We start from the raw sequence: 25687 nt of genomic DNA on the forward strand, positions 1-25687 counted from the left end.
ACCGCCGCCGGTACATTGGCGTGGCGAGAACGGTGGGATTCCGGTCCTTCCAGCGCCGGGCAACCGGGCGACAGATAGCGTGCAGGTGTTTTATCGCCTGCGGAGCCAAAATATTTAGGGCTATAACGGTTCTGGTTTGCTCGACAAAGGTCGAAAGGGGGCGGGACATCACTGCCGATCTCAGCAGGGCAGTGTCTTTTATCCCCCCTTGGTCGGGGGAGTCAGGACTGTGGGGGGGAGGGATGGAGCGGGCTGATCCGCCGCGCACAGCAGTGCGAGATGTGCGTCAGGGGTTTAACTTGTTGATTTTAATGGCTTAAATGTGAAATTTTACAGCGTCTTTCACCGCCCCGGGCGCAGCAGGTCACAGTCGGTCGCGGACACCCGCAGATTTGCCGTCAGCATTTTTTACATGCGCCACCGATTTGCACGTCTGTGACGCCGTAAGTCATTGATATTCGACGGTTGGCACAATGGTTGCTGTACTCAGGCCGTCGTTTGAGCTTGCTTTCCTCAAGCAGGAACCCAGGGCCGGCCCGGCCAGCAATGCCACTCCCGCCACGGACGGCGGGGCGACACCAGGGAAGAAACAATAACTACAAACAATTAGAACAGACAGAGGGTAGCCAAGTGAGTATGAAATTTCTCAGGTCGGTGGCCGCTGGTGCCGCACTTCTTTTCGGACAATCTGCGCTGGGTGCCACGTTTGACTTCGGTACCCCGTTCTCCCCGGATGCCACCGGCTACAGTATGACAATCGACGGCATCACGGTGACCGTGACCACCCAGGGCAGCGACAGCCTGGCCTACTACAGCTTCAACTACAACGGATACGGTCTTGGCCACAGTGGTTGCGTCTTCATAGTTTGCAGCAATGGCCTGCAGCAGAACGAGGCCCTGGTGGTTTCTTTCTCCGAGACCGTTACCGTGGACAGCATTACGCTGGCTGCCTGGGACGGTCCCGACACCGCCTTGCTCGCCACCCCCGGTGGTGCGACCATGACCCTGGACGACGATCCGCTGGGTCAAATCAACAGCTTCAGCCTGACCGGCCTGGGCGAACTGACGTCGTTTACCATCACCAACACCAAGTTCGCCGGACTGTTTACGCTGAACGGCCTGTCGGTATCGCCGGTACCGGTCCCCGCCGCAGCCTGGCTGTTCATCTCCGCAATTGGCGGACTGGTCGGTGCGCGCAGGATGCGCCGCGGCTGATCGCTTAAAGGTCAGTTCAGTCACACAGGCCCGCCCCCCGGCGGGCTTTTTTGTACTCGCTGAGTGGACGATTTGCGCCTGTCTTTTCCAGGGCCGAAAACCAGTGTGTTCAGTATCCCGGGTGACGCTGTCGTGAATGTTGAACATCGACTGGTGATGAATGCCGAAGCGTGGGTGGTGGTCACTCGCACCAGATTTCGGCCACCGTGTTCGAGGCGTTAGCCTGCAGAACCCCGATCGTATTTTGCTCGAGCTTTCATTATCTCGGATACGTTATCTTCCGACCAACTGGCAAGTGTCGATACGGCCTTGAGCAGGGATTTTCCAAGTTTGGTTAAGTCGTACTCAACCCTTGGAGGAACCTCTGCATAGATATGCCGGTTGATAAGGCCATCCCGCTCCATAGCCCTAAGGCTTTGTGTAAGCACCTTAGGTGTAACCCCATTTATATGATCCTTTAGCTGAGTAAACCGCAGCCTTTTTTGCTCCGCCAGGACGATTAACACCATAACTGACCACTTGTCCCCAACGCGATCCAATACGGTTCGGGCTGGGCAGTTCTGGTCAAAAATATTGCCAACTCTGATGGTTTTCATAAGGTACTAAGGTTACGTTGAAGATATTGAAACCCAATGTATATCATCAAGACTTCTTCAATCAACAAGAGGTCGGAACTATGAAAATTCTAGTTGTTGGTGCTACCGGAATGGTTGGTAGCCAGATTGTGAAAGAGCTCTCGGAGCGCGGTCACGAAACGACCCTCGCTTCGCGTAGCGGTGGCGAAGGTGTGTTGAAATTAGACGCAAGTGATGTCCAACAGCTTACCGCTGCTGCAATCGGACATGATGTGGTTGTTTTCGCTGTGAGCCCACCTCGCGATGGCTCTGACACGATTGAGCCCACAATGAAATTGGGGCATGCAATGATCGCTGCGAGTCATCAAGCAAACGTGCAAAGATTGATGGTCGTTGGTGGCGCGGGGTCGTTACTTTTACCTGACGGCAGCAGGCTGTGTGATGCAGCAACCTTTCCACCCGAATATAAAGCGGAAGCAATCGCCCACTTGATGCTGCTGGAGAAACTGAGAACTGAGGCAACCGAGATAAACTGGACCTATATATCCCCTGCCGCAGCTTTCTCTCCAGGTGAGCGAACCGGCAAATTTGTAGTGGGTGGTGATAGTTTTATGACTAACGCGGCAGGTGAAAGCTATATCAGCGTGGAAGACTTCGCAATCATGCTGGTGAATGAGCTGGAACACCAAAGCGTGTCAAAGCAGCGTCTGTCGGTAGTGGGCGTATAATCCTGCAACAGGCCAACAATGCGCTTCACCGCAATTGGCGGTGAGCGCAGCGTTAGGAATCAAAGCACGAAAGATCACTCCGGGACGAACACTTTCTCTGTGGCTCTAGCTATTTTGGAGTGCTGTAATATTTCCTGGTGGATCTGATAAGGGTAATGCTACAGCCACAGCCTGCGACATTAAGCGTTGGTGCTCCTGGAAAAATTTGACGATCGACTACTGCCGAAACAGCCTTGCTGCAAGCCTGGAGTCTTCGTATGGAAGCGCTACCCCGGCAGCGCTGGCTGTGCCAACGGCTTAGGATGATGACTCCGGATTGTTGTTGTTTTCATAGTCATCCAACTTCAGCTGCAGGCGTTCAAGGGCGGATGTCATCGTCTCGACTTCGTCATCACTGAGATCGACCATTAGCGTTTCTTCAAACCGACTGAGCTCCGTGCGAATCGCTTTCACCCGCCGCTGGCCCGCCCTGGTGAGCAGGATCTGCTTGGCACGACCATCGGCGGCATCACGTTTTCGCGCTACCAGTCCCTCCCTTTCCAGCGCATCGATGACGCGAACCAGGCTGGAGCTGTCGACCCCCACCCGCAATGCCAATGCCTTCAGGGTGATGCCATCGCATTCGCTCAGGTGCACCAGCGGCACCCAGGTGGTATCGGTGAGGCCGATGGAGGACAGGTGTGTTTGCATCACGCGGCGCCATTGGCGAGCGATAAGGGAAAACTGAAGGCCAAAACGGGCACGTGGAGTATTAAATTTGCTCATGGCGACATTATTAACCAACTGATTTGAAATACATATCAATTGTGAGCCTGTGGCGCTAACCAAAGTCTGCTTCGCAGTGCCACAGGTCCTATTCTGATTTCGCTACTGATTTTGCTACAAACGCGACAAAAAGCGCCCCCGATACGATCAACCGGGGGTGCTTTTTTATTGCATGGAATAGGGTTCGGCGACGTTGTGCAAATGAGCGTTCACGCTGCTCACCTGTTGCGGCTAGTAGCGAATCATCACCGATTTCAGTTCGGTGTAGTCTTCAATAAATGCGGAACCATATTCACGGCCGATACCTGAACCTTTGGCTCCGCCAAAGGGTACTCCCGGATCGACGATGGTGTGCATGTTTACCCATACCGTGCCGGCCTCCACCTGTGGCACCAGTCGTAAAGCCTTCGACAGGTCGTGAGTCCAGATCGAGGCAGTGAGGCCGTAGGGGGTGTCGTTCATTTCGCGAATCAGCTCTGCCTCGGTTTCGTAGGTAGCGAGGGTGGCCACCGGTCCGAAAACCTCTTCACGCCAGGAGGTGCTTTCCAGCGATTTGGGGCGGATCACTGTTGGTTTAACGTAGAAGCCAGGGCGGTTATAGGTTTCGCCACCCACGACAAAGCGATCGCCCTCTTTGCTGGCCGTCTCAAAAGCCTCGATCACTTTGCGGTATTGATCTTCGGTGGCCACCGGTCCGAAGGCGGCGTCTTCATCCATCGGGTCTCCCGCTTCGATACCTTGCAGGCGATCGCGGATCGCCGTCTCAACGGCGTCGACCTGGCTGGAGTGCACCAGGAAGCGCTCAGCGGATGCGCAGATCTGGCCGGTGTGCATAAAGCCCGCTTCAAACATGCCGTCGACGATCTCCTTCACACTCATGTCCGGCAGGAAGCCAGCGGCATTCTTGCCGCCCAGTTCCAGAGTGACGTGCTTGAGGTTTGCCTTCATCGCTTCGTCGGCGATAATTTGGCCGGTTTTCACTGAACCGGTCAGGGACACTTTGGCGATGCGCTTGTCGGGAATGATTTGATTGCCCAGTCTGCCAGGGCCGTTTATCACATTCAGCACCCCATCCGGCAGGCCTGCCTCTTTACCCAGCTCTGCGACGCGCAGCAGTGAAAACGGCGTCGGTGAAGCGGACTTCAGCAGCGCGGTGTTGCCGGTTGCCAGCGCGGCGCCGAGCTTCCAGATCGGGATCATCACCGGGAAGTTCCAGGGAATAATGCCGAATACCACGCCCAGTGGTTCGCGCAGCGTCATGGCGGTGTACTTTTCACCGTTGGCAGAGGGTACGGAGGGGGCAAGCGTCTGTCCCGCTATTTTTGTCGCCCAACCGGCGTAGTAGCGCAGGAATTGGGCTGCCCAGCCTACTTCGATCATACGCGACAGCGACAGCAGCTTGCCGGATTGCAAGGTTTCCAGCTGGGCAATTTCTTCGCCGTGCTGTTCGATCAGATCGGCGAAGCGCATCAGGATGCGCTCCTTTTGCGCTGGCGTGGTTTCCGCCCAGGAACCCTTGAAGGCAGCGTGAGCGCCGGCAATAGCCTGCTCCACTTCTTCCTCCGTGGCGCGAGCGACAGTGCCAATCAATTCTCCGCTGGCGGGGTTGTGAATCTCCTGGCGGTCGTCGGCGGAGCCGGGCACTGCCCGGCCGTTGATGAAATGACCTTGCTGACGAGAAAGAAAGGCTTTGACTTCGGGAAGTAACTCTACAGTAGCCATACTGTTTTTTTCCTTTTGTTGAATCAGATTAACTAGCCGCCTTTACAGCATCGGAGATGCCGAGGATCAGATCGCTGGCTTTTTCAGCGATGGCTATGGTGGGGGCATTGGTATTGCCCGATGGAATGTGCGGCATAACCGAACTGTCGGCGACACGCAGTCCTGCTATACCGTGAACGCGAAGCTCGGGGTCGACTACGGAGGTGGCGGGGTCCTGACCGATACGGCAGGTACCCACCGGGTGATAGACGGTGCGCGATACGCGGCGGACATAGTCTTCGATACCCGCCTCGTCATCGGCTGCACAGCCCGGGTTGAAGACCTCGACCACGTGGTCGGCCAGCGCCGGTTGCGCAAAAAACTTCAGCGCCAGTTTGGCGGCACGGATCTGCCCCTGTACGTCTTCCTCTTTTTCCAGGTAGGCGGCGCGGATTTTTGGCAACTGCCCGGGGTCGGCGGAGCGGATTTCAACTTCACCGCGTGACTTGGGCTGCAGGTGACCGGTTTTTATGGTGACGCCATGGGTCTGGCCCTTCTGGTTCAGGTCCGGGTCATCCCAGGTGTCGAGGATGGGCAGAAAGTGGAACTGCACATCCGGGCGGCCGATGCCAGTGCTATCGATAAAGGCGAAGGCTTCCAGAATTGGAGAGGTCAGTACGCCTGAGCGCATGAATACCCATTCGATGCCATGGCGCAGCGCTTTCAGCCCTTTGTCTTCGCCGTACAGCGAGATCGGCTCCTTGATGGTGGCGTTCACCGACATATGCAGGTGGTCGTGGAAGTTTTTGCCCACCGGCAGTTCTGCTTTGTGTTGCACGCCCGCCCTGGCCAAAACATCGGCGGGGCCGAGTCCAGACAGTTGCAACACCTTGGCCGAACCAATTGCGCCGGCCGATACAATCACTTCTTTGCGCGCATTGGCCGTCACCTCGTGGCCGTGAATTTTAAAGGTCACACCGGTAGCGCGCCCGTTCTCGATTTCAACCCGGCTGACCATGGCGTTCAGTTGCAGCTTGAGGTTTTTGTTGTCGCGCACCTGCTTGAGGTAGGTGCGGGCGGTGGAGGCACGCTCACCGTTGTGGGTTGTGGTTTGATAGAAACCCACCCCTTCCATGCGAGCGCCGTTGTGGTCGACGATATACTCATAGCCTGCCTGCTGACCCGCGCGGACAAAGGCGTCGCTCATGGGATGGCGGTAGCGGTTTTCCGAAACATGCAACGGGCCGTGGTCACCGTGGTATCTATTGGCCATGGCTTCGTTGTTTTCGGCTTTGATGAAGTAGTGCAGCATGCTGTCGCCGTTCCAGCCGGTGGCGCCGAACTGGTTTTCCCAGGCGTCGTAGTCGGAGCGCTGCCCGCGCACATACACCATGCCGTTGATCGAGGAGCCCCCGCCCAGCACCCGGCCCTGCAATACATCCATCCTGCGATTGTGGGTGTAGGGTTCCGGCTCGGCCACATAGGGCCAGGATTTGGTTGGAATGACTTTGGCCATACCGCCCGGCGCTTTGATAAACAGGTTGTTGTCGCTGCCGCCGGCCTCCAGCAGCAGCACCGTACCGCGGCCGCGAGACAGAATGTTGTACGCAATAACGCAACCGGCAGAACCCGCGCCGATAATGATGTAGTCGAATGTTTGTGTAGCCATTTGTGTTTCCTTTTCCTAGCTGTTGCCGCATTGAATGCGTATTTTTTTGCGCGCTCTTATGCGCTCTCATCGAGTCATTTGCCTGATCACGAATATCGTGCCGCCGGATCTTTTCTCGCACCCAGATTCAACTTCGCCTTTGACCGCCGGTTCTTACACCCGGCTTGCTTGTTGTTCGCGCTGTCGTCAATGCCTGAACACAACAGATACCGGGTCGGGTCGGCATTCGCCGGCGCTTCGATAATTCGCGGAGTGTTGTTTTTCTGAAGCACACTATGCGCCTGCAACTGTCGCGCTGCGGGTATAGCCGGGCCGGCCTGACGCCACTTGCCCCAGAAGTAATAGGCGATGGCCATCACCATGGTGGCAACAAACGCCGCGGGGAAACTCCACCAGATAGCATCGCTGCCCAGTGCCGGTTTGAGCAGCTGCAGCGCACCCAGTCGCACGGGATACAGCGCCACGGCCAAAATCATCATTGGCCACATCACCTGGCCCGCAGCCCGAACGGTGCCAAACAACACCTGACTGATGCCGAAGGCGATAAAGCCCCAGGTCGCGAGTTGGAAAATGTGGATGGCAATCTCCACCGCCGCGCCGGAGTCGGACAGAAAAATTCCCAGCGCCCAGCGGTCAAGCCACGTCAGCAACACGATCAGGCCGCCGGTGAGCAGAAAGTTGTAGCCAACGCCAACCCGCGTAATCTGCCTGACCCGGTCGAGGCGGCCGGCACCAATATTCTGTGCCGCCATCGCCGATACCGCGCCGCCCAGTGCCATGGCCGGCATTTGCACATAGGTCCAGATTTGCTGGGTGGCACCAAAGGCGGCGATGGTGTCGACGCCTTCAGCATTGATGACCCGCAGCATGGTCAGTGCCGCAGTGGTGACAATGATCATCTGTAGTCCGATTGGCACACCTTTGCTGATCATCACTTTCAGCAAGGACAGATCGGGGCGCAGCCAGCGCAGCTCTGCGCCACGCAGTCGCAACGGTAAATCCCTGCGATAGATGTAGATCAGCATCAGCGCCAGACTGATGTAATTTGCGACTGCCATCGACAGTGCTGAGCCACCGATACCAAAGGCCGGCACCGGTCCAATGCCGAGAATCAACAGCGGGTTGAGCAGGGCCGCCAGTGCCACAGCAAGGAACATGAACTTGAGAGGCGTGGTGGCATCGCCGGCCCCGCGCAGCGCCATCATCAGGATGGTTTGTAACAGCACTGCCGGTAACCCGATAAAGGTCAGCTCGAGGTAGCTTTGCGCCAACTGCCTAATCTCTGGTGCGGTATCTAGCAACGTTAATAAATGAGGGGAGGTGAAGTAACCAGCAACGGCCACCACCGACACTAAAGGTATAAAACTGCCTGCGGCGGTACCCACGACGCGGCGCGCCTGCTCCAGGTTGCCGGCACCAATCGACTGCCCAATCAGAATGGTGGCCGCCATGCCAAAACCGAAGACAAAGCTGATCAGAATAAACAGAACCAGGTTGCCGTTCGTAGTGGCGGCCAGTGCCGCTTCGCCCAATAGTTTGCCAACCCAGGCACTGTCGATTGACCCATCCGCCGACTGCAGGATGGAGCTGGCCAGCGTCGGTATGGCAAACAACATCAGCTGGCGCGGAATGGAGCCAGTGGTGAAGCGATTGGCTGAATGGTCTGGCATGGGAGCTCCTTTACAACTGGTGCTCATTGGCTGGCTGGCGCAGTTTGTGGAGATAACGGCGTTCATCCATGCTCGACAGCACCACCGCCACGGCCATGCCGATACAGGCTCCGATCACGGTATCCAGCACCCGTTCCGGCACCATGGCGGCACTTGGGATCCAGGGTGCCGCCAGGTGAGTCATCAGCAATGCCATCGGAGCTACAAACATCTGGCCGAGTGCGTAGTTTTTGCCAATCACAATTTCAGTGATGATCTGGAACAGAGCTATCACCGCAATCAAGCCCCAGATATCAAGCTCGAACTGCAATACAGCCCAGGCCATCATGGCACCGATGGTAGTGCCGACCATGCGCTGCATCGCGCGGTTCATACTGATGTGCAAATAGGCTCCCTGAGTCACCGCCAGTGCGCCCATACCTGCCCAGGCCGGGTAGTGAACATCAAAGCCGTAGTGAACAATAAACATGGCCAGAGCGGTGCTGATAATGGTGCGCATTGATGCAATCAGCCGATGGCTGAGCGCAGGAACTGGCGGGGGTTCTGGAAAGTTTGTGTCAGGGCCCGGGGTTTGGCGCAAGAAGGTGGTTGCGACGCAAATCAACCAGCCCAGCAGCGCTGCTGCGCCGGTCGCCACAGTGCGTTCGACAATGACCTGTTGAGTCACATCGCCACCGATACAGGAGCCGGCAGCAAACACAAAAATGAGCGGCCCTGGCGGCCCGTAGCGACCAGTGACCGCGATAAACAGATACAGGCCACACAGACAGGCGAGTAACAGCAGTAGCGCCGGCTGTGGCAAGCCCACCCATTTCGCCGATGACATCAGCAATACCGAACCGGTCTGGATCGCAGCGGCCTGCAGCAGCATGCGATTGCGACCGGACCGGGATTCAAAGCGACCAAACAGGGCGATGAGAGAACCCAGGCCAGCGAAACCAACCATTTGCGGCCACGGTGACAGCTGCACCGCGACCAATGCAAAGAGCACTGTCAGGCCGGTTTGCACGCCGGCCAGAAGCTCATTGCGGAAGAAGGGTAGCTGCTGCAATTGCAAACTGCTTTTAAGCTGCTGGCGATGCAGGAGATGCATGACTGTGCGCAGCAGTCCAACGCTTTCCGCTGTTGTCGCATGTTGTGTGTGGTTTGGCTGACTCATCGTTTCTGGCTTGGCTCGAAAAATGCCGTGTTCGGGAGAATGGGGGTGATGCTGAGGGCTGCGCTGCGATACCCATCTTCTAGGTGGGGGGCGCTAGACACTGAATCCCTGCACCGGATGGGACAATTATCGCCAATAAAGTTTGAATGTCAAATCAAAATAAATTGCCGTAACCCGGGCCTGCGAGCTCTGGAGGTGTTGCCGGTCAGCTGCCTGCTTTCGCCGCTGCGGAGGACCAGGGATGAGACAGAGGGGCTATGGCCTGGAAGACTCTCCAGCGAAAACTGGCAACGTTCCAGGTGGCGCTTTGCTCGGTGGCACCAGCAGTGGGGGGGCGGTGTTTCCTTTTCTTTCTGGCGCAGTTGATCCAGGCATCCTGTGATGAGCATTGGAGGTTATTTGTGCGCGTGCCGGAACAAGCGATTTGCCCCGCGGGTAACGGCGCGATCAACGGCACTTGCAGCAGTGAACTCGTGGCCCCGGAACCTCTGAAGACCTGTGCTCAGCCGTATTCCGATAGTTGGGCGCCGCAACCCTGTTGATGTCCGGAAACAAGGACCGATAAACGCGGGTTCGTTGCGGCGAGCCAGTCAGGCTAGCTGACCCTGGTCTGGTTGGTTTATACCCACAGTCGACTCCATGCCTCCCACATTTGCATCGTGTTTCGGCCCGTAAATCCATTTCCCCTGGCTTTAGAGTGAATTGGAGCCTGAGGAGTGTGGGGTTCGTCACGGGTACTGTCATTTGACACCGGCACCTGCTATGACAGCGCCGCCGTGGAAAGCTGGTTCGGATTGCTGTATCGGGAACGGGTCCTCCGACGGCACTACTGGACTGGGAAAGAAGCACGGCGGGATACGATCACCCTGAATTGGAGTGCCAGCCCGGAAGTTGTCGACATCGAGGGTGTAGACGGCATACCGGGTTTGTCGCTGCGACGGGTGGTGATCCACGTGATGTTGTGACCTGGGCGCAAAATGGGAGACACTCTGGACTCCCCCGATTTGAGTGAAGCTCACCGGCTTTGTCCAGATCCTCACCTGAGAGCAAAGAAGATATTTATGCCCCGCTGCAAACGTTTCACCACTGCTGTTGCGCTACTGGCCCTGCTCGGACTGGCGGCCTGCAGCAACCAGCCCTCCTATGTCATCGATCACGACACCGGTACCGATTTCTCGCGCTACAAGACCTACCGCTGGTATGACGATATCCACGATTCCAAGGAGGCTGATTACCGCCAGTACAACAGTTCCGACCGGCGCGTGCGCACCTACGTCGATCGCGAACTGGCGCAAAAAGGGTTCCGCGAAAGCACGACGGACACTGCGGACTTCTGGGTGAACTACAACATCTCCAGGCAGGAGCGCATGAAGATCGACAACTTCAGCAACTATCCTTCCGCCGGCATGCACGGCGCCGTTGGCGTCGGCACTTATGGCTCGGGCGTCAGCCTCGGGTATAGCAGCGGTCCTGCCGTCAGGGAGTACCAGGAGGGTACCGTGGTTCTGGATATCATCGACAGCCACAGCGCTAAAATCGTATGGCGCGGTATCGCCGAGGGCAGATTGAAACAATCCCTGAGCATTGCGGACAAGAATCGCATCGCCTCCACCGTCTCGCGGGAGATGCTGGCGGATTTTCCGCCCGGGGGAGGTTCCGGGAACGCGCAGTAGGTGCCGGTGCTCCGGTGCAATCTGTAAGGGAGGTTTCCGGAATACACCGAGAGGAGGTGGTAGCTACGGATGGACTTGAACCATCGACCCCAGCATTATGAATGCTGTGCTCTAACCAGCTGAGCTACGTAGCCACATTCGGTGGTTGCGTGGAGCCAGGGGCTCCAGCGGCGAGGACACCGGGTCCTCAAGAGGCGCGCATTTTCCGGAATTTGCCCGGTCAAGTCAAGCCCGCATGGGGTGCTCTGGCACTGGTTTACACGCCGCGGCTGGGCTATGTTCCCGCACAGGGATGCAGCACTGATAACCGGGGCGAACAGGACGATGCCAGCGAGCTTCTTGCGCACAGCCGCGATGCTCTGCCTGCTGTTGCAGGCAGTCGCTACAGCGGCCCAGGAGATGACCCCTCGCGCCTACTGGCCTGCCCCGGAAGGCACCCAGGTGCTGACCATCGGCGGGGCCTACACCCGCGGTGATACGGTCCCCGACCCGTCGCTGCCGGTGGCCGGGATCGACTCGGAAATCACTACATTCACCCTCGGTTACCTGCGCACCTTTAACCTGTGGGGGCGCACTGCCTCCCTGGTTTTGCAGCAGCCCTATTCCAGTGGCAAGACTGTGGGCGAGCACCAGGAACTGGGCACCCTGCGCCGCGAATACCAGGGGTTGGGCGACTTCTCGGCGACCCTGTCCGTTAACCTGCTGGGAGCTCCTAGCATGGATGCCGCCGGTTTTGCCGAGTTGCGCCGCAATCCACGGCCGATCGTCGGCGCCAGCCTGCGGGTAGTGACACCGAGCGGGCGCTACGACAGCGACCGCCTGATCAATGTCGGCACCAACCGCTGGGCGATGAAAGCGGAGGTCGGCTACATCCAGCCGCTGCACCGGCGCTGGCTGCTGGAGTTCGAACTGGGTGCCTGGTTCTTCGAGGACAACGACGATTTTCTCGGCGTGACCCGCGAACAGGAGCCGATCATCGCGGCCCAGGCACACCTGATACGGCGTTTTGCGCCGGGCTTCTGGGGTTCGCTGGATTTCAATGCCTATCGCGGCGGGCGCAGCACGGTGAACGATAACAAGCTCGACGACCTGCAGCGGGATTCGCGGTTGGGCGCAACGTTCACGTTTCCCTTCGCCGGCCGGCATGCCCTGAAGGTGAGTTACACCCAGGGGTCGGTCAACGATTCCAACGAGAACTTCGATATCTACCAGGTGGCCTACCAGCGGCTGCTGTAGAAGCGCTGGCAAGGGAAGGGGGGTAGGGCGCGCAGTCGCTTTGGCTACAACGCCGCGGGAGCGGCTGTCGCTGCCGCTGGCCTTCGCGCCAGCGACACCGCCCGCCCATGAGCTTACACGTTGAAACGGAAATGGATCACATCGCCATCCTGCACGATGTAGTCCTTACCCTCCAGCCGCCAGCGCCCCGCGTCCTTGGCACCCTGTTCGCCCTTGTGCTGGATGAAGTCCTCGTAGGAAATCACCTCGGCGCGGATAAAGCCTTTCTGGAAGTCCGTGTGGATCACCCCGGCCGCTTCCGGCGCGGTGGCGCCGACTTTCACCGTCCAGGCGCGCACTTCCTTCTCGCCGGCGGTGAAGTAGGTCTGCAGGTTGAGCAACTCGTAGCCGGCGCGGATCACCCGGTTGAGGCCGGGTTCTTCCATGCCGAGGTCGGCGAGGAATTCGTCGCGCTCGTCATCGTCCAGCTCGATGATCTCCGACTCCAGCTTGTTGCAGATCGGCACCACCACGGCGTTCTCACCCTCGGCGATGGCGCGCACCTGGTCGAGGAAGGGGTTGTCCTCGAAGCCGTCCTCATTGACGTTGGCGATATACATAGTGGGCTTCACGGTGAGCAGGAACAGCTGCTTCACCAGCGCCTTCTCGTTGTCGTCCAGGTCCAGCGCGCGCACCGGCTGCGCCTCGTTGAGCTGGGGCAGCAGCTTGTTTTCCAGCAGCGCTTTCATGGCCACGGCTTCCTTGTCGCCGCTCTTGGCGGTGCGGGTGACCTTCTGCAACTGCTTCTCGCAGCTTTCCAGGTCCGCCAGGGCCAGTTCGGTGTTGATCACCTCGATGTCCGCCTTCGGGTCCACCTTGTTGGCCACGTGGATCACGTTCTCATCCTCGAAGCAGCGCACCACGTGGGCGATGGCGTCGGTCTCGCGGATATTGGCCAGGAACTGGTTGCCCAGGCCCTCACCTTTGGAGGCGCCGGCTACCAGGCCGGCGATATCCACGAACTCCATGGTGGTGGCGATCTCGCGCTGGGGTTTGACGATCTCGGCGATCTTCGACTGCCGGGGATCGGGCACCGGCACCACACCGGCGTTGGGCTCGATGGTGCAGAAGGGGAAGTTTTCCGCGTCGATACCCGCCTTGGTCAGGGCGTTGAACAGAGTCGACTTGCCGACGTTGGGCAGGCCGACGATTCCACATTTGATACCCATTGCTGTGTCCTGTGACTGGCGCGGTCAGCCCGCGCTGAAACTGTGTAGGCGTGTCATCGCCTGGGTGGGGTCGCCGTCCAGCAGCAGGGGCAGGGCGGCGATCGCCTCGTCGATGCTGGCGTCGATGGCCTCGCGCTCCGCTGCAGTGGGCCGCCCGAGTACGTGGCCGGTGACCTTGGAGGCGTGGCCGGGGTGCCCGATGCCGATGCGCAGGCGCTGGAAGCTACTGTTATTGCCCAGCGCGGGAACGATGTCACGCAGGCCGTTGTGGCCGCCGTGGCCGCCACCGGACTTGAAGCGCGCGTTGCCCGCGGGAATATCAAGTTCGTCGTGTGCGACGAGGATTTCCTCCGGGGCCACCTTGTAGAACGTCGCCATCGCCGCCACGGCTTTGCCGGAACGGTTCATGAAGGTGGTGGGGATGAGCAGGCGCAGGTCGTGCCCGGCCAGGGTGACGCGGCCGGTGAGGCCGAAAAACTTGGATTCCTCCTGGAGACGACCGCCGCAACGGTCGGCGAGGGCCTCCACGAAGTCGGCCCCCGCGTTGTGTCGGGTCCCCCGGTATTCGCTACCGGGGTTGCCCAGTCCTGCTATCAGTTTGATGGCCGGCAACGCGGGAGCCCCTGGTGTGGAGGATCAGTCCTCGCTTTCGCCTTCGCTGGCGGCGTCTTCGTCCTCGGCATCGGCGGCAGCGCCACCTTTGGGTGCGATGACGGAAGAGATCGCCAGGTCGTGGTCTTCGCCCAGGGCCAGGGCCACTGAGCTGACGCCCGCGGGCAGTGCGATGTCGGACAGGTGAACGATGTCACCGGTCTTGACGTCGAGCATATCCACTTCGATGAACTCGGGGATGTCGCCCGGCAGGCAGGAGACTTCGATGTCGGTCTCCAGGTGCTGGATGATACCGCCCTGCATCTTGACGCCGTGGCAGGCTTCTTCATTGGTGAAGTGGATCGGCACGTGTACCTTGATCGCCACCTTGTCGGAGACGCGCAGGAAATCCGCGTGCATCACGCTGTCTTTGGCGGGATGGCGCTGCAGGTCCTTGAGGATGGCCTTTTGCACTTCGCCGCCGACATTCACGCTCAGTACGTGGCTGAAAAACGCCTCGTTTTCCAGTGACTTCTCCAGGTCCTTGCGGATCAGGGTCAGCGGTTGCGGTTCCTTGTCGCCACCGTAGATGATGGCCGGAACCAGGTCGGCATGACGACGCAGGCGGCGGCTCGCACCTTTCCCCAGGTCCTCACGCAGTTGCGCTTGTACTTCAAATTGGTCTGACATGGTCAAACTCCTTTGATCAACACCGCAGCGCTTGCGACCGGCGCGGCGGTGGGTTCAGTAAAACGCCGCTCCTACTGGAACAGCGCGCTAATCGATTCCTCGTTGGCCACCCGGCGCATGGACTCGGCCAGCAGGTCCGCCGTGGTGAGCTGGCGGATCTTGTCCATGCCCTGCGCCTGGGCGTTCAGGGGAATCGTATCTGTGACCACCAGCTCATCGAGCCGGGAGCCATTGAGATTTTCCAGGGCCTTGCCCGAGAGCACCGCGTGGGTGCAGTAGGCGACGACCTTCATGGCGCCGCGCTCCTTGAGCGCGTTGGCCGCCTGGCACAGGGTGCCGGCGGTATCGACGAGGTCGTCCACCAGCAGGCAGGTGCGGCCGTCGACGTCGCCGATCACATTCATCACCTGCGCCTCGTTGGCGCGCGGGCGGCGCTTGTCGATGATCGCCAGTTCCGCCTCGTCCAGCTGCTTGGCGATGGCGCGGGCGCGCACCACACCGCCGATATCGGGCGAGACCACAATCTGGTTCTCGTACTGCTGCGCCACGATGTCGTCGTTCAGGATCGGCGACGCGTAGACGTTGTCCACCGGGCAGGAGAAGAAGCCCTGGATCTGTTCCGCGTGCAGGTCCATGGTCAGCAGGCGGTCGACACCGACCGCCGCGAGCATGTCCGCGACGACCCGCGCGGTGATCGGCACCCGCGCTGAACGTACCCGGCGATCCTGGCGCGCGTAGCCGAAGTAGGGCACCACGGCGGTGATGCGATCGGCGGAGGCGCGGCGCAGCGCGTCGATCATCACCAACAATTCCATCAGGTTGTCGTTGGTGGGTGCACAGGTGGACTGCAGCACGAAGACGTCCTTGCCGCGGACGTTTTCGTTGAGTTCAACTGAGATCTCGCCGTCGCTGAACTTGCCGACATCGGCATTGCCCAGGGACAGGTACAGCCGGGCGGCGACCTTCTGTGCCAGCTCCGGGTTGGCGTTACCCGAGAACACCATCATTTTCGAGGACACGTCGCGCTACCCCTCACTGTGGCTTGTGGTTATTCACCGCACATAAAAATAATGCCACACACCGCAGGATGCATGGCATCGCGAATATGGCTGGGGTGGTAGGATTCGAACCTACGAATGCCGGGATCAAAACCCGGTGCCTTGCCGCTTGGCGACACCCCAATCAATGCTTGTAGGAGGACAGCTCCCGTATCACTGGCGACGCGTTCAGGCCGCGGGCGACGAAGCCCTTGGCCCCCTGTGGCAGCCGCGCGAGAACCGCGCGCGCCTGTGCCTCACCAGGGAATTCGCAGAACACGCAGGCGCCTGTACCGGTCAACCTTGCGTCCCCGAAATTTCCCAGCCAATTCAGTGCGTTATCGACCTCCGGGTGGAGTTCTCGCACCAGCGACTGGCAGTCGTTCCGGGTGTGCCCCTCGAAAAAGGCGGCTATTGTGATGGCACCGGTGTTGCGTGTCAATTGCCGGTGGGAAAAAATTTGCGCGGTGGAAACGTGGCAGTCGGGCGCCATGATCAGGTACCACGCCTCGGGCAATTCCACCGCGGTAAGCCGCTCGCCGATACCCTCCGCCCAGGCCGTGTGACCGGCCACGAACACCGGGATGTCGGCCCCCAGTTGTGCGCCGATGGCCTGGAGTTGCTCGCTGGACAGACCCAGCTGCCACAGGTGGTTCAGGCCGAGCAGCGTGGTCGCGGCATCGGAGCTGCCGCCGCCGAGGCCGCCGCCGGCGGGGATGCGTTTATCGAGATGGATGTCCACACCGAAATCATCCCGTTGCAGAAGGCGCGCGGCGCGCACCACCAGGTTGTCCTGCGGCGGGATGTCCGCCGGCGATCCACTGAGTCGAATCTCGCCGCTGCGGTTGGCGGTGAAGCCCAGGGTGTCGCCGTAGTCGAGCAGGCGGAACAGGGTCTGCAGTTCGTGGTAACCGTCCTCGCGTTGCCCGGTGATATGCAGGAACAGGTTCAGCTTGGCCGGCGCGGAGAGTTGCAGCTGCATACTCAGGAACCGCCGCCCGGTTGCCACTGGCGCAGCAGGATGCGCGCGCGGGTATCGGCGCGCTGCACCTGCAGGCGGGTGGGTAACTGGTACTCGCCGAAGCCGCCGAAACTGTCGTAGTCCACCTGCCAGCCCTGTTGCTCCAGGCGTTGGGGCAGGCCGGTGGCGGGGTCCAGTTGCAGCGCCTGCACGGCGATGCCGGGTGCCGGTACGCCTTTCAGCCAGTAGTGCAGGGCGGCCAGGGGCAGGTCCCACTGGTTGGCCTCGCCCAGCGCCGGGTCGTCCAGCGCCCAGTGCCGGACCTCGTCGCCGCGCCTCAGGGTAATGAACTCGCCGTCGCTGTCCACGGTAGTGGCCGCCATGCCCAGCGGCCCGCTCAGTTCGAGGTGGGTGGCTTCGCCGTCCTGGCGCCAGCGCAGGCTGGCGGAGTCCGATTGCTGTGCGCTGCGCAGGGCGATCTTGCCGCTGGCTTCCCAACTGGTCAGTGCCAGCAGTTGCGACTCGCGCTGCTGCCAGTCGCCGCTGTCGCGGGGGATGCCGCCAGTGCCCGCGCAGCCGGCGAGGACCAGCAGGCCGGCGAGAACAGTGACGCGCAGCAGCACGGTCATGGTCCGGGTGGCGCGATTCCGGGCGGGGCGGGCGCCAGGCTGGCGGGGTCCACGCCAAAGCGCTGCAGGGTGCGCAGCAGCACCCGGTGGGTCGGGTTGCCGAGCAATCCGCCCTGCCAGATCTCGCGGGCCCGGGTGCGCTCGCCGCTGACCCACAGCACCTCGCCGAGGTGGGCGGCGACTTCCGGGTCGGGGAATTCGGCGTAGGCGCGCATCAGGTAGTCGGTCGCCCCGGCTATGTCGCCGCGGCGGTACAGCAGCCAGCCCATGCTGTCGAGGATGGCCGGCTCGTCCGGGTTGATGGCCAGCGCCCGGGTGATCAGCTCGTAGGCTTCGTCCAGGCGGTCGGTGCGGTCCGCCAGGGTGTAGCCCAGCGCATTCAGTGCGGTGGCGTTGTCGGGGTCGCGGGCGAGGATGGCGCGCAGGTCCTCCTCCATGCGCTCGACGTCGTCGTTCTGCTGGCTGAGCAGGGAACGGGCATAGCGCAGGGCACTGGATTCGGGGTGCGCCTCGATGCCGGCGTCGAGCACGGCGAAGGCGGCCTCGGCGGCGCCGGCGTTTTTCAGTACCTCTGCCTCCACACCGTACAGTTGCTCGGCGCGCTGCGGCAGGGCGGCGCGCTGTGCGGCGTACCAGTTTTGCGCCGCGTCCAGCTGGCCCCGCTCCAGCAGTAATTCGCCGCTGCGCTGGGCCGCCGCCAGATACTGCCGGCCGTCGCCCACCTGCTGGTATTCGGCCAGCGCAGTGTCGAGGTCGTCGTTGTCCTCGGCGATAAGTCCCAGGTAGAAGTGCGCCTCGCCCTGGCGTTCGCCGGTGGCGATAACCTGCTTGAGGTAAGCGCGGGCGATCAGGTCGTCGCCGGTCTCCCGGTTGAGCAGGGCGAGGGAGAGCAGCAGGTTGGCATCGTCCGGCGAGGCGGCCGAGAGAATCTCGAACTGCTTACGCGCCGCCACCAGGTCGGTGTTGGTGAGCAGGCGGGCGTACTCCAGGCGCAGGCGGTCGTTGCCTGGGTCGCGGGAGAGCACCTTCTCGATATGGGTGAAGGGTCGCGACTTCTGCTCCTGCAGGTTGATGCGCGCCTCCAGCAGCAGTGCCTGCTGTTGCTCGGGCTCCAGGACGAACAGTTGCTCGAGCACTTCCCGCGACTCGGAATAGTGCCCGGCGTCGGCGGACACCAGGGCCCGGGTCAGCAGCAGGCCGGTATCGCGCGGAAACTCTTCTGCCAGTGTCTCCAGCTCTGCGGCGAACTGCGCCTGCCGCTCGGCGGGCATTTCGGTATACGCCTGCAGCAGCGCCGGGAAACTGGCCTGCTCGCCCTGCCGGGCAATCTGCGCCAGGTATGGCAGCGCCGCCAGCGCATCGCCGCGCTGTACCAGGTAACTGGCGGCCATGCGGTTGGCATCGAGGCTTTCGGGCTCGTCCTGCAGCCACAGCTGGATCGCTTCCAGCGCGTCGTCGTCATCACCGAGCAGCTGGGCAATCTGCGTGGTGTGGCGGGCGACCCCGGCGTCGTGCAGGGTGCGTGCCTGCTCCATGTAATTGTGCAGCGCGGTCTCGTAGGCGCCGCGGCGCAGGGCGAATTCGGCCACCAGCAACTGGTAGACGGCGTCGTCTGGGAAGGGGCGTTCCTCGGGCTCCGGGGCGGGCTCGGGTTCGGGCGCGGGTTCCGCCACGGCGGTACTGGTCTGCGCTGCAACAGGCTGTTCCGGCGTCGCCGCGCAGGCGGCGAGAAAGGCGAGGCCCAGCAGCAGGGAAAGCGTGCGCAACATTTCGGGGAGCGATGGCCGATACACAGTGAGGGCGTAATCATGACACAACCGCAAGGTGAAACCCACTGCGCCCGCGGACGCGCTATTTGCCGCGTAACTTGTTAAAATCGCGGATGATTTTGTGCGAATCGTTCGCGGATGTCAGCGGATGTGATAAGGTGCCGCGGTTTTTGGCCGCCGCAGGCGAGCAAGCGACGAGGCCCTCCCGACAATGAACCTGATAGCCCTGGGTATCAACCACAACTCCGCCGCCGTCGAGGTGCGCGAGAAGGTGGCTTTTGCCCCGGAGCAGGTGAGCGAGGCGATGGGCGATTGCTGCAACGCGGCGGGTGTCGACGAAGTGGTCATCCTCTCCACCTGCAACCGGACCGAGATTTACGCGCTCGCCACCGGCGAGGTGACGCTGCCGGAAAAAGCCGTGCAGTTGATCGACTGGATGGCCGGCTACCACCATATCTCCCCAGACGAGCTGCGGCGCTGCGCCTACCACTACGAGGGCGAGCAGGCGCTCAAGCACATCGTGCAGGTGGCCAGCGGGCTGGATTCCATGGTGCTCGGCGAGCCGCAGATCTTCGGCCAGCTGAAGTCCGCCTTCGCCGTCGCCAGCGAGTGCGGCGCCGTGGGCAGCGAACTCGGCCGCCTGTTCCAGCGGGTCTTTTCCATCGCCAAGCGGGTGCGCACGGATACCGCCATCGGCGAGAACCCGGTGTCGGTGGCCTATGCGGCGGTGGACCTCGCCGGGCATATCTTCTCGGACCTCTCCGCCTGCCGCGCGCTGCTGGTCGGTGCCGGCGAAACCATCGAACTGGTCGCCCGGCACCTGATCGATGCCGGCGTCACGCGCATCGTCATCGCCAACCGCACCCTGGGCCGCGCCCGCGACCTGGCCGAGCGCTTCGGCGCCGAGGCGGTGTTGCTGTCGGAGATTCCCGAGCAGCTGCCCGCCGCGGACATCGTCATCACCTCCACCGCCAGCCAGCTGCCGATTCTCGGCAAGGGCGCCGTCGAGCAGGCGATCCGCGCGCGCAAACACCGCCCGGTACTGATGGTGGACATCGCCGTGCCGCGGGACATCGAACCCCAGGTCAACGAATTGCGCGATGTCTACCTGTACAGCGTCGACGACCTGCGCGAGATCGTCGACCAGAACATGCGCAGCCGCCGCAACGAGGCGCGCAAGGCCGACGACATCATCGCCGAAGGCGTGCGCGTGTACATGGAGGACCGCCGTCGCCTGGGCGCGGTGGACGCGGTGAAGGAATACCGCGGCATGGCCGAACAGCTGCGCGATCAGGAGCTGGAGAAAGCCCTGCGCAACCTGGCCCGCGGCCAGGACCCGGAACAGGTGGTCACTTACCTCGCCCGCGGCCTCACCAACAAGCTGATTCACGCGCCCACCGCGGGGCTCAAGGAAGCCTGCGCCGACGGCCGCAGCGATCTGCTGCAACAGGCCCGGCAGCTGCTGGGTATTGCCGGTGACGAGGCCGAAACCGACGACGAGGCCGCAGAACAGTCCCGCGACGCCATCGATATCAACGCAGACGACACCGATCACTCGAGACACACCCTGCAATGAAAGCCTCTTTGCTGAGCAAGCTGGAGACCCTCACGGACCGGCACGAGGAGGTATCGGCCCTGCTCGGGGACAGCGAGACCATCGCCGACCAGGACCGCTTCCGTGACCTCTCGCGGGAGTACGCCGAGCTGGAGTCCGTGGTGCAGTGCTACGGCGCCTATCGCAAGGTGCAGGGCGATCTCGAGGAGGCGCGCGCCATGCTCGGCGAGTCCGACCCGGAGCTGCGCGAGATGGCCCAGGAGGAGCTGGACAGCGGCAGCGAGCGCCTGGCCCAGCTCGAGGTGGAGCTGCAGACCCTGCTGCTGCCGCGCGATCCCAACGACTCGCACAACGTGTTCCTGGAAATCCGCGCCGGTACTGGCGGCGACGAGGCGGCGATCTTTGCCGGCGACCTGTTCCGCATGTACTCGCGCTACGCCGAGCGCATGAGCTGGCGTATCGAGGTGCTCTCCGAGCGCCCGGGCGAGCACGGCGGTTTCAAGGAAATCATCACCCGGGTCGAGGGCCGCGATGTCTACGCCCACCTGAAGTTTGAATCCGGCGCCCACCGCGTACAGCGCGTGCCGGAGACGGAATCCCAGGGCCGTATCCACACCTCCGCCTGTACCGTGGCCATCCTGCCCGAGGCGGAGGAGGTCGATGCGGTGGAGATCAACAAGGCCGACCTGCGCATCGATACCTACCGCGCTTCCGGCGCGGGCGGGCAGCACGTCAACAAGACCGACTCGGCGGTGCGCCTGACCCACCTGCCCACTGGCATCGTGGTGGAGTGCCAGGACGAGCGCTCGCAGCACAAGAACCGGGCGCGGGCCATGTCACTTTTGCAGGCCAAACTGCTCTCCAGCGTCCAGGACAAGGCGGCGGCGGAGCAGGCCTCCCTGCGTCGCGACCTGGTCGGCACCGGCGATCGCTCGGACCGCATCCGCACCTACAACTTCCCCCAGGGGCGGCTCACCGACCACCGCATCAACCTCACCCTGTACAAGCTGGATGAGATCATGGAGGGCGACCTCGGCGCGGTAGTCGACCCGCTGCGGCAGGAATACCAGGCCGACCAGCTCGCGGCGCTGGCCGACGGGGCCGGCAGCCACTGACGGTGAGCACCGTGCGTGAGCTCCTCGGACGCGCTGCACAAATGCCCGGCGAGGATCCGCGGCGCGATGCCGAGGTACTGCTCTGCCACTGCCTCGACAAGCCGCGCAGCTGGCTCTACACCTGGCCCGATGCCGAAGTCGCCGACGATGTCCACCAGCAGTTCGCAGTGCTCCTGGAACGCCGTGCCCAGGGCGAACCTGTCGCCCACCTGACCGGCAGCCGCGGGTTCTGGTCGCTGGAGCTTGCCGTGGAATCGAGTACCCTGATCCCGCGTCCCGAGACTGAAACCCTGGTCGAGTGGGCCCTGGAACTCCCCCTGCCGGATTCCGCCGCGGTCCTCGACCTGGGCACCGGCACTGGCGCCATCGCCCTGGCTCTGGCCAGCGAGCGACCGGCCTGGCAGGTGACCGGGGTCGACGCCGAACCCGCCGCCATCGAACTGGCCCGGCGCAACGCCCGGCGCTGTGGGCTAGCGCAAGTCGTCTTTGAGCTTTCCGACTGGTTCGCCGCCCTTGGCGATGCGCGCTACCACCTGGTCGTGGGCAACCCCCCCTACATCGCCCCGGATGACCCGCACCTGCAGCGCGGCGACCTGCGCTTCGAACCGCACTCGGCGCTGGTCGCCGCGGCCGACGGCCTGGCCGATTTGAAGCACATTGTCGCCACCGCCCGCGGGCATCTGCAGCCGGGCGGCTGGTTGTTGCTGGAGCACGGTTACGAGCAGGGCGCCGCGGTGCGCGAGTTGTTCAGCGAGGCCGGTTACGCCGAGGTGCAGACGCGACACGACCTGGGCGGCCGGGAGCGCATCACCGGGGGCCAGTATGCTCAGTGACGAACAACTGCTGCGCTACAACCGGCAGATATTGCTCAACGATTTCGACGTCGCCGGGCAGGAGGCCCTGCTGCGCGCCCGGGTGCTGGTGGTAGGGCTCGGCGGCCTGGGGTGTCCCGCCGCCATGTACCTGGCCGCGGCGGGTGTCGGGCAACTGGTGCTGGCGGATGGCGACCAGGTGGAGCTGTCCAACCTGCAGCGGCAGATCGCCCACGGCGACGCCGACATCGGCCGCGCCAAGGCCGAATCCGTGGCGGCGACCCTGGCAGCGCTCAATCCCGGTGTGCAGGTGGAGGTCGTCGCCAGGCGCCTGGACGAGGCGGCCATGAATACGCTGGCGGCGCAGGTCGACCTGGTGCTGGATTCCAGCGACAACTACCCCACGCGCTTCGCCCTCAACCGCGCCTGTATCGCCGCGGGGGTGCCGCTGGTCAGCGCCGCGGCAGTGCGCGCCGAGGGCCAGCTGGCGGTCTACCATCCGGCCGCGGGCGGGCCGTGCTATCGCTGCGTCTACCCGCAGGAGGGTGAGAACACTGCCCAGAGCTGCAGTGAGAGCGGCGTGCTGGCGCCGGTAGTCGGTGTGCTCGGTTCGCTGCAGGCCCTGGAGGCCCTGAAACTCCTCGCCGGTTTTGGCGAGCCCCTGCGCGGCGCGCTGCTGGTGGCGGACCTGCGCGGCCAGCACTGGCAGCGCCTGGCGGTCAGGCCGCGTCCGGGCTGTCCGGACTGCGCACACCTGCAGGATTAGCCTCGCCCGGCAGTGGCCGGCGCAGGGTCACCCGCATACGCCACAACACCATCACCGTCGCCATGCAGATACCCGTGATCAGCGCGCCCCAGATCACCGCGCTGCCCTGTGCGGGCGTGTGCGGGTGTCCCAGCCCCAGCCACCAGGCCAGCGGCAGTGCCACGACCCAGTAGCACAGCGCCGTGACCAGGAACGGGAAGCGCGTGTCGCGGAACGCGCGCAGGCAGAAGGAGCCGGCAATCTGCAGCGAATCGATCAGGATGAACAGCGCGGCGAGCCGGATCAGGCGTTCGGCGATCGCCCCGATCCCCGGTTCGTCGGTATACAGGCTGACCAGCAGCCCGGGAATCGAGAGCAGCAACAGCATGGCCGAGAGCGCCACCAGCGAGGTCGCCGCCATGCCTGTGCGCAGGGCGAGTTGCACGGCGTCGCGTTTGCCGCTGCCGATAGCGTGGCCGATGCGCGTGGCCATCGCCGAGCCGACGCTGGCCAGCGGCATGTACATCAGGTCCCACAGGTTGATGGCGATCTGGTGCGCGCCCATGGCCTGGATACCCAGCGTCGAGATCATCAGGCCGACCACCGAGAACACACCGATCTCCATGAAGAAGGTCAGGCCGATGGGCAGCCCGAGGCGGGCGATCTCGCCGATGCGCTGGCGGTCGGGGGCGACCCAGCGCAGCGGCGGCAGGTACTCGCGGATCGCCGGCACCAGGGCGCTGTAGCCGCCGATCAGCGCGACTCCCAGCCACATGCAGATGGCGGTGGCGAGGCCGCAGCCGGTGGCGCCCAGTTCCGGCGCGCCCCAACGGCCGTACATGAACACGTAGTTGAGGGGAATGTTGGCGAGGAAGCCGATGATGCTCGCCACGGCGTAGGGCTTCATCAGGCCCAGACCCTGGTTGTGGCAGCGCAGGGCCTGGAAGATCGCCATCGCGGGTAAGCCCCAGGCGACCATCTGCAGGTAGTCCACGCTCTTGTCGCGGGCGCTGTCGGGCAGGCCGAGGTGCTGCAGCAGCCATTCGGCGTTGTAGCATAGCGGGGCGGTTACTGCGCCCAGCAGCAGGGCCAGCCACAGGGCCTGGGGCAGGCTGTCGCGGATCGACTGCCGGTCGCCGGCGCCGAAGGCCTGGGCGACAGTGACCGAAGTGGCGATCATCACGCCCAGGCCGAACAGGAACAGCGGCAGCCAGATGTTGTAGCCGATGGCCACCGCGGCGAGGTCCTCGGCGCTGTAGCGCCCGGCCATGATGGTGTCGACGACGCCGGTGCCCACTTGCGCCACCTGCGCGATGACCGTGGGCCAGGCGATGGCGAACAGCGCGCGCGCCTCGCGGCGGTAATCCTGCCAGTGCATCATGAGCGCGCGCGCGCGGGGACGCCGGGCAAAGCGAAAACGGGCTTGCCCGGGGGAAACCTTTTAAGCCAATCTACTGTCACAAAGCGAACTTGCCTGAAGGAAAGCGACTGATGGAATTTATCGCCCGCGCGTATTACACCATACACAACGGGATTTTTCGCCGCCTGCAACACATTGACGGACTCGCGCCGCTGGCATTGCGGCTGTACCTGGTGCCGGTGTTCTGGATGGCGGGCACCCAGAAACTCGGCAGTATCGACAGCACCATCGAGTGGTTCGGCAACGCGGAGTGGGGTTTAGGCCTGCCGGCGCCGACGCTGCTCGCCTACCTCGCCGCCTACACCGAGGCGGTCGGCGCGCTGCTCCTGCTGCTCGGCCTGGCCACGCGCTGGATCTCCATTCCGCTGATGATCACCATGCTGGTGGCGATTTTCGCCGTGCACTGGGATAACGGCTGGGCGGCCATCGCCGATTCGGGCTCGCGCGAGGTCGCCGTGCGGCTGGGGGCGGCCAAGGAACTGCTGCGCGAGCACGGCAACTACAGCTGGCTGACCGAGAAGGGCAATTTCGTCATCCTCAACAACGGCATCGAGTTCGCCGTCACCTACCTCATCATGCTGTTCTCGCTGCTGTTCACCGGCGGCGGGCGCTACGTGAGCGTGGATTACTACCTGTCCCGACTGCTGCCGCAGCGCGGCTGAATCCCCGGCCCGGCATAGTCCGGGCCCTGGAAATGCCTGACTGCGGGATTCTTGTACAGATCGCCCATTCGCTGGTCAAAAATGCTAGACTACCGCGTTTTT

The 25687-nt window shown here is 62.4% G+C and carries 23 protein-coding genes and 2 tRNA genes; 9 read left to right on the forward strand and 16 right to left on the reverse strand.

Annotated elements, in window-relative coordinates; all coding sequences use genetic code 11:
* Positions 1–636: 636 nt before the first annotated feature.
* The gene (locus E4634_RS17890) at positions 637–1215 is read left to right on the forward strand and encodes a VPLPA-CTERM sorting domain-containing protein (protein WP_167854971.1); all 579 of its coding nucleotides are present in this window, start codon (positions 637–639) and stop codon (positions 1213–1215) included.
* A 218-nt stretch (positions 1216–1433) separates the two neighbouring features.
* Here E4634_RS17890 and E4634_RS17895 read toward each other — a convergent pair whose 3' ends face one another.
* On the reverse strand, positions 1434–1811 hold the full coding sequence (locus tag E4634_RS17895) for a winged helix-turn-helix transcriptional regulator (RefSeq protein ID WP_135446041.1): 378 nt from the start codon (positions 1809–1811) through the stop codon (positions 1434–1436).
* Positions 1812–1828: 17 nt separating this feature from the next.
* On the opposite strand from E4634_RS17895, the gene E4634_RS17900 reads away from it, so the two are divergent.
* Complete coding sequence (locus tag E4634_RS17900; protein ID WP_206046937.1) at positions 1829–2518, forward strand: NAD(P)-dependent oxidoreductase; 690 nt, start codon at positions 1829–1831, stop codon at positions 2516–2518.
* 297 nt (positions 2519–2815) lie between these two features.
* On the opposite strand, the gene E4634_RS17905 is transcribed toward E4634_RS17900, so the two are convergent.
* From E4634_RS17905 to E4634_RS17925, 5 genes are all read right to left on the reverse strand, one after another.
* A complete protein-coding gene (locus tag E4634_RS17905) occupies positions 2816–3283 on the reverse strand; it encodes a MarR family winged helix-turn-helix transcriptional regulator (protein ID WP_135446042.1) in 468 nt (155 codons plus the stop codon).
* A gap of 231 nt (positions 3284–3514) precedes the next feature.
* Positions 3515–5005 carry an aldehyde dehydrogenase family protein gene (locus E4634_RS17910; protein ID WP_135446043.1) on the reverse strand — a complete coding sequence of 497 codons (1491 nt, stop codon included), beginning with the start codon at positions 5003–5005 and terminating at the stop codon, positions 3515–3517.
* Positions 5006–5033: 28 nt separating this feature from the next.
* Positions 5034–6653, reverse strand: a complete 1620-nt coding sequence (locus tag E4634_RS17915; protein ID WP_135446044.1) for a GMC family oxidoreductase — start codon at positions 6651–6653, stop codon at positions 5034–5036.
* Between the two features lie 86 nt (positions 6654–6739).
* A complete protein-coding gene (locus E4634_RS17920; RefSeq protein ID WP_135446045.1) occupies positions 6740–8323 on the reverse strand; it encodes an MATE family efflux transporter in 1584 nt (527 codons plus the stop codon).
* 10 nt (positions 8324–8333) lie between these two features.
* Positions 8334–9482, reverse strand: a complete 1149-nt coding sequence (locus tag E4634_RS17925) for an FUSC family protein (RefSeq protein ID WP_135446046.1) — start codon at positions 9480–9482, stop codon at positions 8334–8336.
* 1061 nt (positions 9483–10543) lie between these two features.
* On the opposite strand from E4634_RS17925, the gene E4634_RS17930 reads away from it, so the two are divergent.
* Positions 10544–11155 carry a DUF4136 domain-containing protein gene (locus tag E4634_RS17930; protein WP_167854972.1) on the forward strand — a complete coding sequence of 204 codons (612 nt, stop codon included), beginning with the start codon at positions 10544–10546 and terminating at the stop codon, positions 11153–11155.
* A 57-nt stretch (positions 11156–11212) separates the two neighbouring features.
* Here E4634_RS17930 and E4634_RS17935 read toward each other — a convergent pair.
* Positions 11213–11289: transfer RNA gene (locus E4634_RS17935), tRNA-Met, on the reverse strand.
* Between the two features lie 190 nt (positions 11290–11479).
* Between E4634_RS17935 and E4634_RS17940 the strand changes: the two genes are divergently transcribed.
* Entirely contained in the window at positions 11480–12391 is a 912-nt protein-coding gene (locus E4634_RS17940) for a transporter (protein ID WP_135446048.1), read from the forward strand.
* 113 nt (positions 12392–12504) lie between these two features.
* Here E4634_RS17940 and ychF read toward each other — a convergent pair whose 3' ends face one another.
* The 8 genes from ychF to E4634_RS17980 form a co-directional block, all read right to left on the reverse strand.
* Positions 12505–13599, reverse strand: coding sequence for a redox-regulated ATPase YchF (gene ychF, locus E4634_RS17945; protein ID WP_135446049.1), 1095 nt, complete (start codon positions 13597–13599; stop codon positions 12505–12507).
* A gap of 24 nt (positions 13600–13623) precedes the next feature.
* Complete coding sequence (gene pth, locus E4634_RS17950) at positions 13624–14211, reverse strand: aminoacyl-tRNA hydrolase (protein ID WP_135446050.1); 588 nt, start codon at positions 14209–14211, stop codon at positions 13624–13626.
* Between the two features lie 24 nt (positions 14212–14235).
* Positions 14236–14880 carry a 50S ribosomal protein L25/general stress protein Ctc gene (locus tag E4634_RS17955; protein ID WP_135446051.1) on the reverse strand — a complete coding sequence of 215 codons (645 nt, stop codon included), beginning with the start codon at positions 14878–14880 and terminating at the stop codon, positions 14236–14238.
* Positions 14881–14951: 71 nt separating this feature from the next.
* Positions 14952–15884, reverse strand: coding sequence for a ribose-phosphate pyrophosphokinase (locus E4634_RS17960; protein WP_135446138.1), 933 nt, complete (start codon positions 15882–15884; stop codon positions 14952–14954).
* A 102-nt stretch (positions 15885–15986) separates the two neighbouring features.
* A tRNA-Gln gene (locus E4634_RS17965) sits at positions 15987–16061 on the reverse strand.
* A 1-nt stretch (position 16062) separates the two neighbouring features.
* The gene (gene ispE, locus E4634_RS17970; protein ID WP_135446052.1) at positions 16063–16899 is read right to left on the reverse strand and encodes a 4-(cytidine 5'-diphospho)-2-C-methyl-D-erythritol kinase; all 837 of its coding nucleotides are present in this window, start codon (positions 16897–16899) and stop codon (positions 16063–16065) included.
* A 2-nt stretch (positions 16900–16901) separates the two neighbouring features.
* Positions 16902–17507, reverse strand: coding sequence for a lipoprotein insertase outer membrane protein LolB (gene lolB, locus E4634_RS17975; protein ID WP_135446053.1), 606 nt, complete (start codon positions 17505–17507; stop codon positions 16902–16904).
* Positions 17504–19276, reverse strand: coding sequence for a tetratricopeptide repeat protein (locus E4634_RS17980; protein WP_135446054.1), 1773 nt, complete (start codon positions 19274–19276; stop codon positions 17504–17506). The genes lolB and E4634_RS17980 overlap by 4 nt, the downstream gene beginning before the upstream one ends.
* Positions 19277–19487: 211 nt before the next feature.
* Between E4634_RS17980 and hemA the strand changes: the two genes are divergently transcribed.
* From hemA to E4634_RS18000, 4 genes are read left to right on the forward strand one after another with little or no spacing between them, the layout of a single operon-like run.
* Positions 19488–20852, forward strand: a complete 1365-nt coding sequence (gene hemA, locus E4634_RS17985) for a glutamyl-tRNA reductase (protein ID WP_135446055.1) — start codon at positions 19488–19490, stop codon at positions 20850–20852.
* Entirely contained in the window at positions 20849–21946 is a 1098-nt protein-coding gene (prfA, locus tag E4634_RS17990) for a peptide chain release factor 1 (protein ID WP_135446056.1), read from the forward strand. Before hemA ends, prfA begins: the two co-directional genes overlap by 4 nt.
* Positions 21947–21957: 11 nt before the next feature.
* The gene (prmC, locus tag E4634_RS17995; RefSeq protein ID WP_346763346.1) at positions 21958–22779 is read left to right on the forward strand and encodes a peptide chain release factor N(5)-glutamine methyltransferase; all 822 of its coding nucleotides are present in this window, start codon (positions 21958–21960) and stop codon (positions 22777–22779) included.
* The gene (locus tag E4634_RS18000; protein ID WP_135446057.1) at positions 22769–23524 is read left to right on the forward strand and encodes a HesA/MoeB/ThiF family protein; all 756 of its coding nucleotides are present in this window, start codon (positions 22769–22771) and stop codon (positions 23522–23524) included. Before prmC ends, E4634_RS18000 begins: the two co-directional genes overlap by 11 nt.
* On the opposite strand, the gene E4634_RS18005 is transcribed toward E4634_RS18000, so the two are convergent.
* Positions 23478–24884 carry an MATE family efflux transporter gene (locus tag E4634_RS18005; protein ID WP_135446058.1) on the reverse strand — a complete coding sequence of 469 codons (1407 nt, stop codon included), beginning with the start codon at positions 24882–24884 and terminating at the stop codon, positions 23478–23480. The two genes, E4634_RS18000 and E4634_RS18005, sit on opposite strands and share 47 nt — an antisense overlap.
* Before the next feature lie 110 nt (positions 24885–24994).
* Between E4634_RS18005 and E4634_RS18010 the strand changes: the two genes are divergently transcribed.
* On the forward strand, positions 24995–25585 hold the full coding sequence (locus E4634_RS18010) for an HvfX family Cu-binding RiPP maturation protein (RefSeq protein WP_135446059.1): 591 nt from the start codon (positions 24995–24997) through the stop codon (positions 25583–25585).
* Positions 25586–25687 lie beyond the last annotated feature (102 nt).

It is taken from the genome of Mangrovimicrobium sediminis, assembly GCF_004745945.1.
Taxonomy (GTDB): Bacteria; Pseudomonadota; Gammaproteobacteria; order Pseudomonadales; family Halieaceae; genus Mangrovimicrobium; species Mangrovimicrobium sediminis.

Excerpts from the sequence above, each read along its gene's own strand:
- E4634_RS17890 (WP_167854971.1), top strand. The coding sequence starts at position 637 with ATGAAATTTCTCAGGTCGGTGGCCGCTGGTGCCGCACTTCTTTTCGGA.
- E4634_RS17895 (WP_135446041.1), bottom strand. The coding sequence starts at position 1,811 with ATGAAAACCATCAGAGTTGGCAATATTTTTGACCAGAACTGCCCAGCC.
- E4634_RS17905 (WP_135446042.1), bottom strand. The coding sequence starts at position 3,283 with ATGAGCAAATTTAATACTCCACGTGCCCGTTTTGGCCTTCAGTTTTCC.
- E4634_RS17910 (WP_135446043.1), bottom strand. The coding sequence starts at position 5,005 with ATGGCTACTGTAGAGTTACTTCCCGAAGTCAAAGCCTTTCTTTCTCGT.
- E4634_RS17915 (WP_135446044.1), bottom strand. The coding sequence starts at position 6,653 with ATGGCTACACAAACATTCGACTACATCATTATCGGCGCGGGTTCTGCC.
- E4634_RS17920 (WP_135446045.1), bottom strand. The coding sequence starts at position 8,323 with ATGCCAGACCATTCAGCCAATCGCTTCACCACTGGCTCCATTCCGCGC.
- E4634_RS17925 (WP_135446046.1), bottom strand. The coding sequence starts at position 9,482 with ATGAGTCAGCCAAACCACACACAACATGCGACAACAGCGGAAAGCGTT.
- E4634_RS17930 (WP_167854972.1), top strand. The coding sequence starts at position 10,544 with ATGCCCCGCTGCAAACGTTTCACCACTGCTGTTGCGCTACTGGCCCTG.
- E4634_RS17940 (WP_135446048.1), top strand. The coding sequence starts at position 11,480 with ATGCCAGCGAGCTTCTTGCGCACAGCCGCGATGCTCTGCCTGCTGTTG.
- ychF (WP_135446049.1), bottom strand. The coding sequence starts at position 13,599 with ATGGGTATCAAATGTGGAATCGTCGGCCTGCCCAACGTCGGCAAGTCG.
- E4634_RS17955 (WP_135446051.1), bottom strand. The coding sequence starts at position 14,880 with ATGTCAGACCAATTTGAAGTACAAGCGCAACTGCGTGAGGACCTGGGG.
- E4634_RS17960 (WP_135446138.1), bottom strand. The coding sequence starts at position 15,884 with ATGGTGTTCTCGGGTAACGCCAACCCGGAGCTGGCACAGAAGGTCGCC.
- ispE (WP_135446052.1), bottom strand. The coding sequence starts at position 16,899 with ATGCAGCTGCAACTCTCCGCGCCGGCCAAGCTGAACCTGTTCCTGCAT.
- lolB (WP_135446053.1), bottom strand. The coding sequence starts at position 17,507 with ATGACCGTGCTGCTGCGCGTCACTGTTCTCGCCGGCCTGCTGGTCCTC.
- E4634_RS17980 (WP_135446054.1), bottom strand. The coding sequence starts at position 19,276 with ATGTTGCGCACGCTTTCCCTGCTGCTGGGCCTCGCCTTTCTCGCCGCC.
- hemA (WP_135446055.1), top strand. The coding sequence starts at position 19,488 with ATGAACCTGATAGCCCTGGGTATCAACCACAACTCCGCCGCCGTCGAG.
- prfA (WP_135446056.1), top strand. The coding sequence starts at position 20,849 with ATGAAAGCCTCTTTGCTGAGCAAGCTGGAGACCCTCACGGACCGGCAC.
- E4634_RS18000 (WP_135446057.1), top strand. The coding sequence starts at position 22,769 with ATGCTCAGTGACGAACAACTGCTGCGCTACAACCGGCAGATATTGCTC.
- E4634_RS18005 (WP_135446058.1), bottom strand. The coding sequence starts at position 24,884 with ATGATGCACTGGCAGGATTACCGCCGCGAGGCGCGCGCGCTGTTCGCC.
- E4634_RS18010 (WP_135446059.1), top strand. The coding sequence starts at position 24,995 with ATGGAATTTATCGCCCGCGCGTATTACACCATACACAACGGGATTTTT.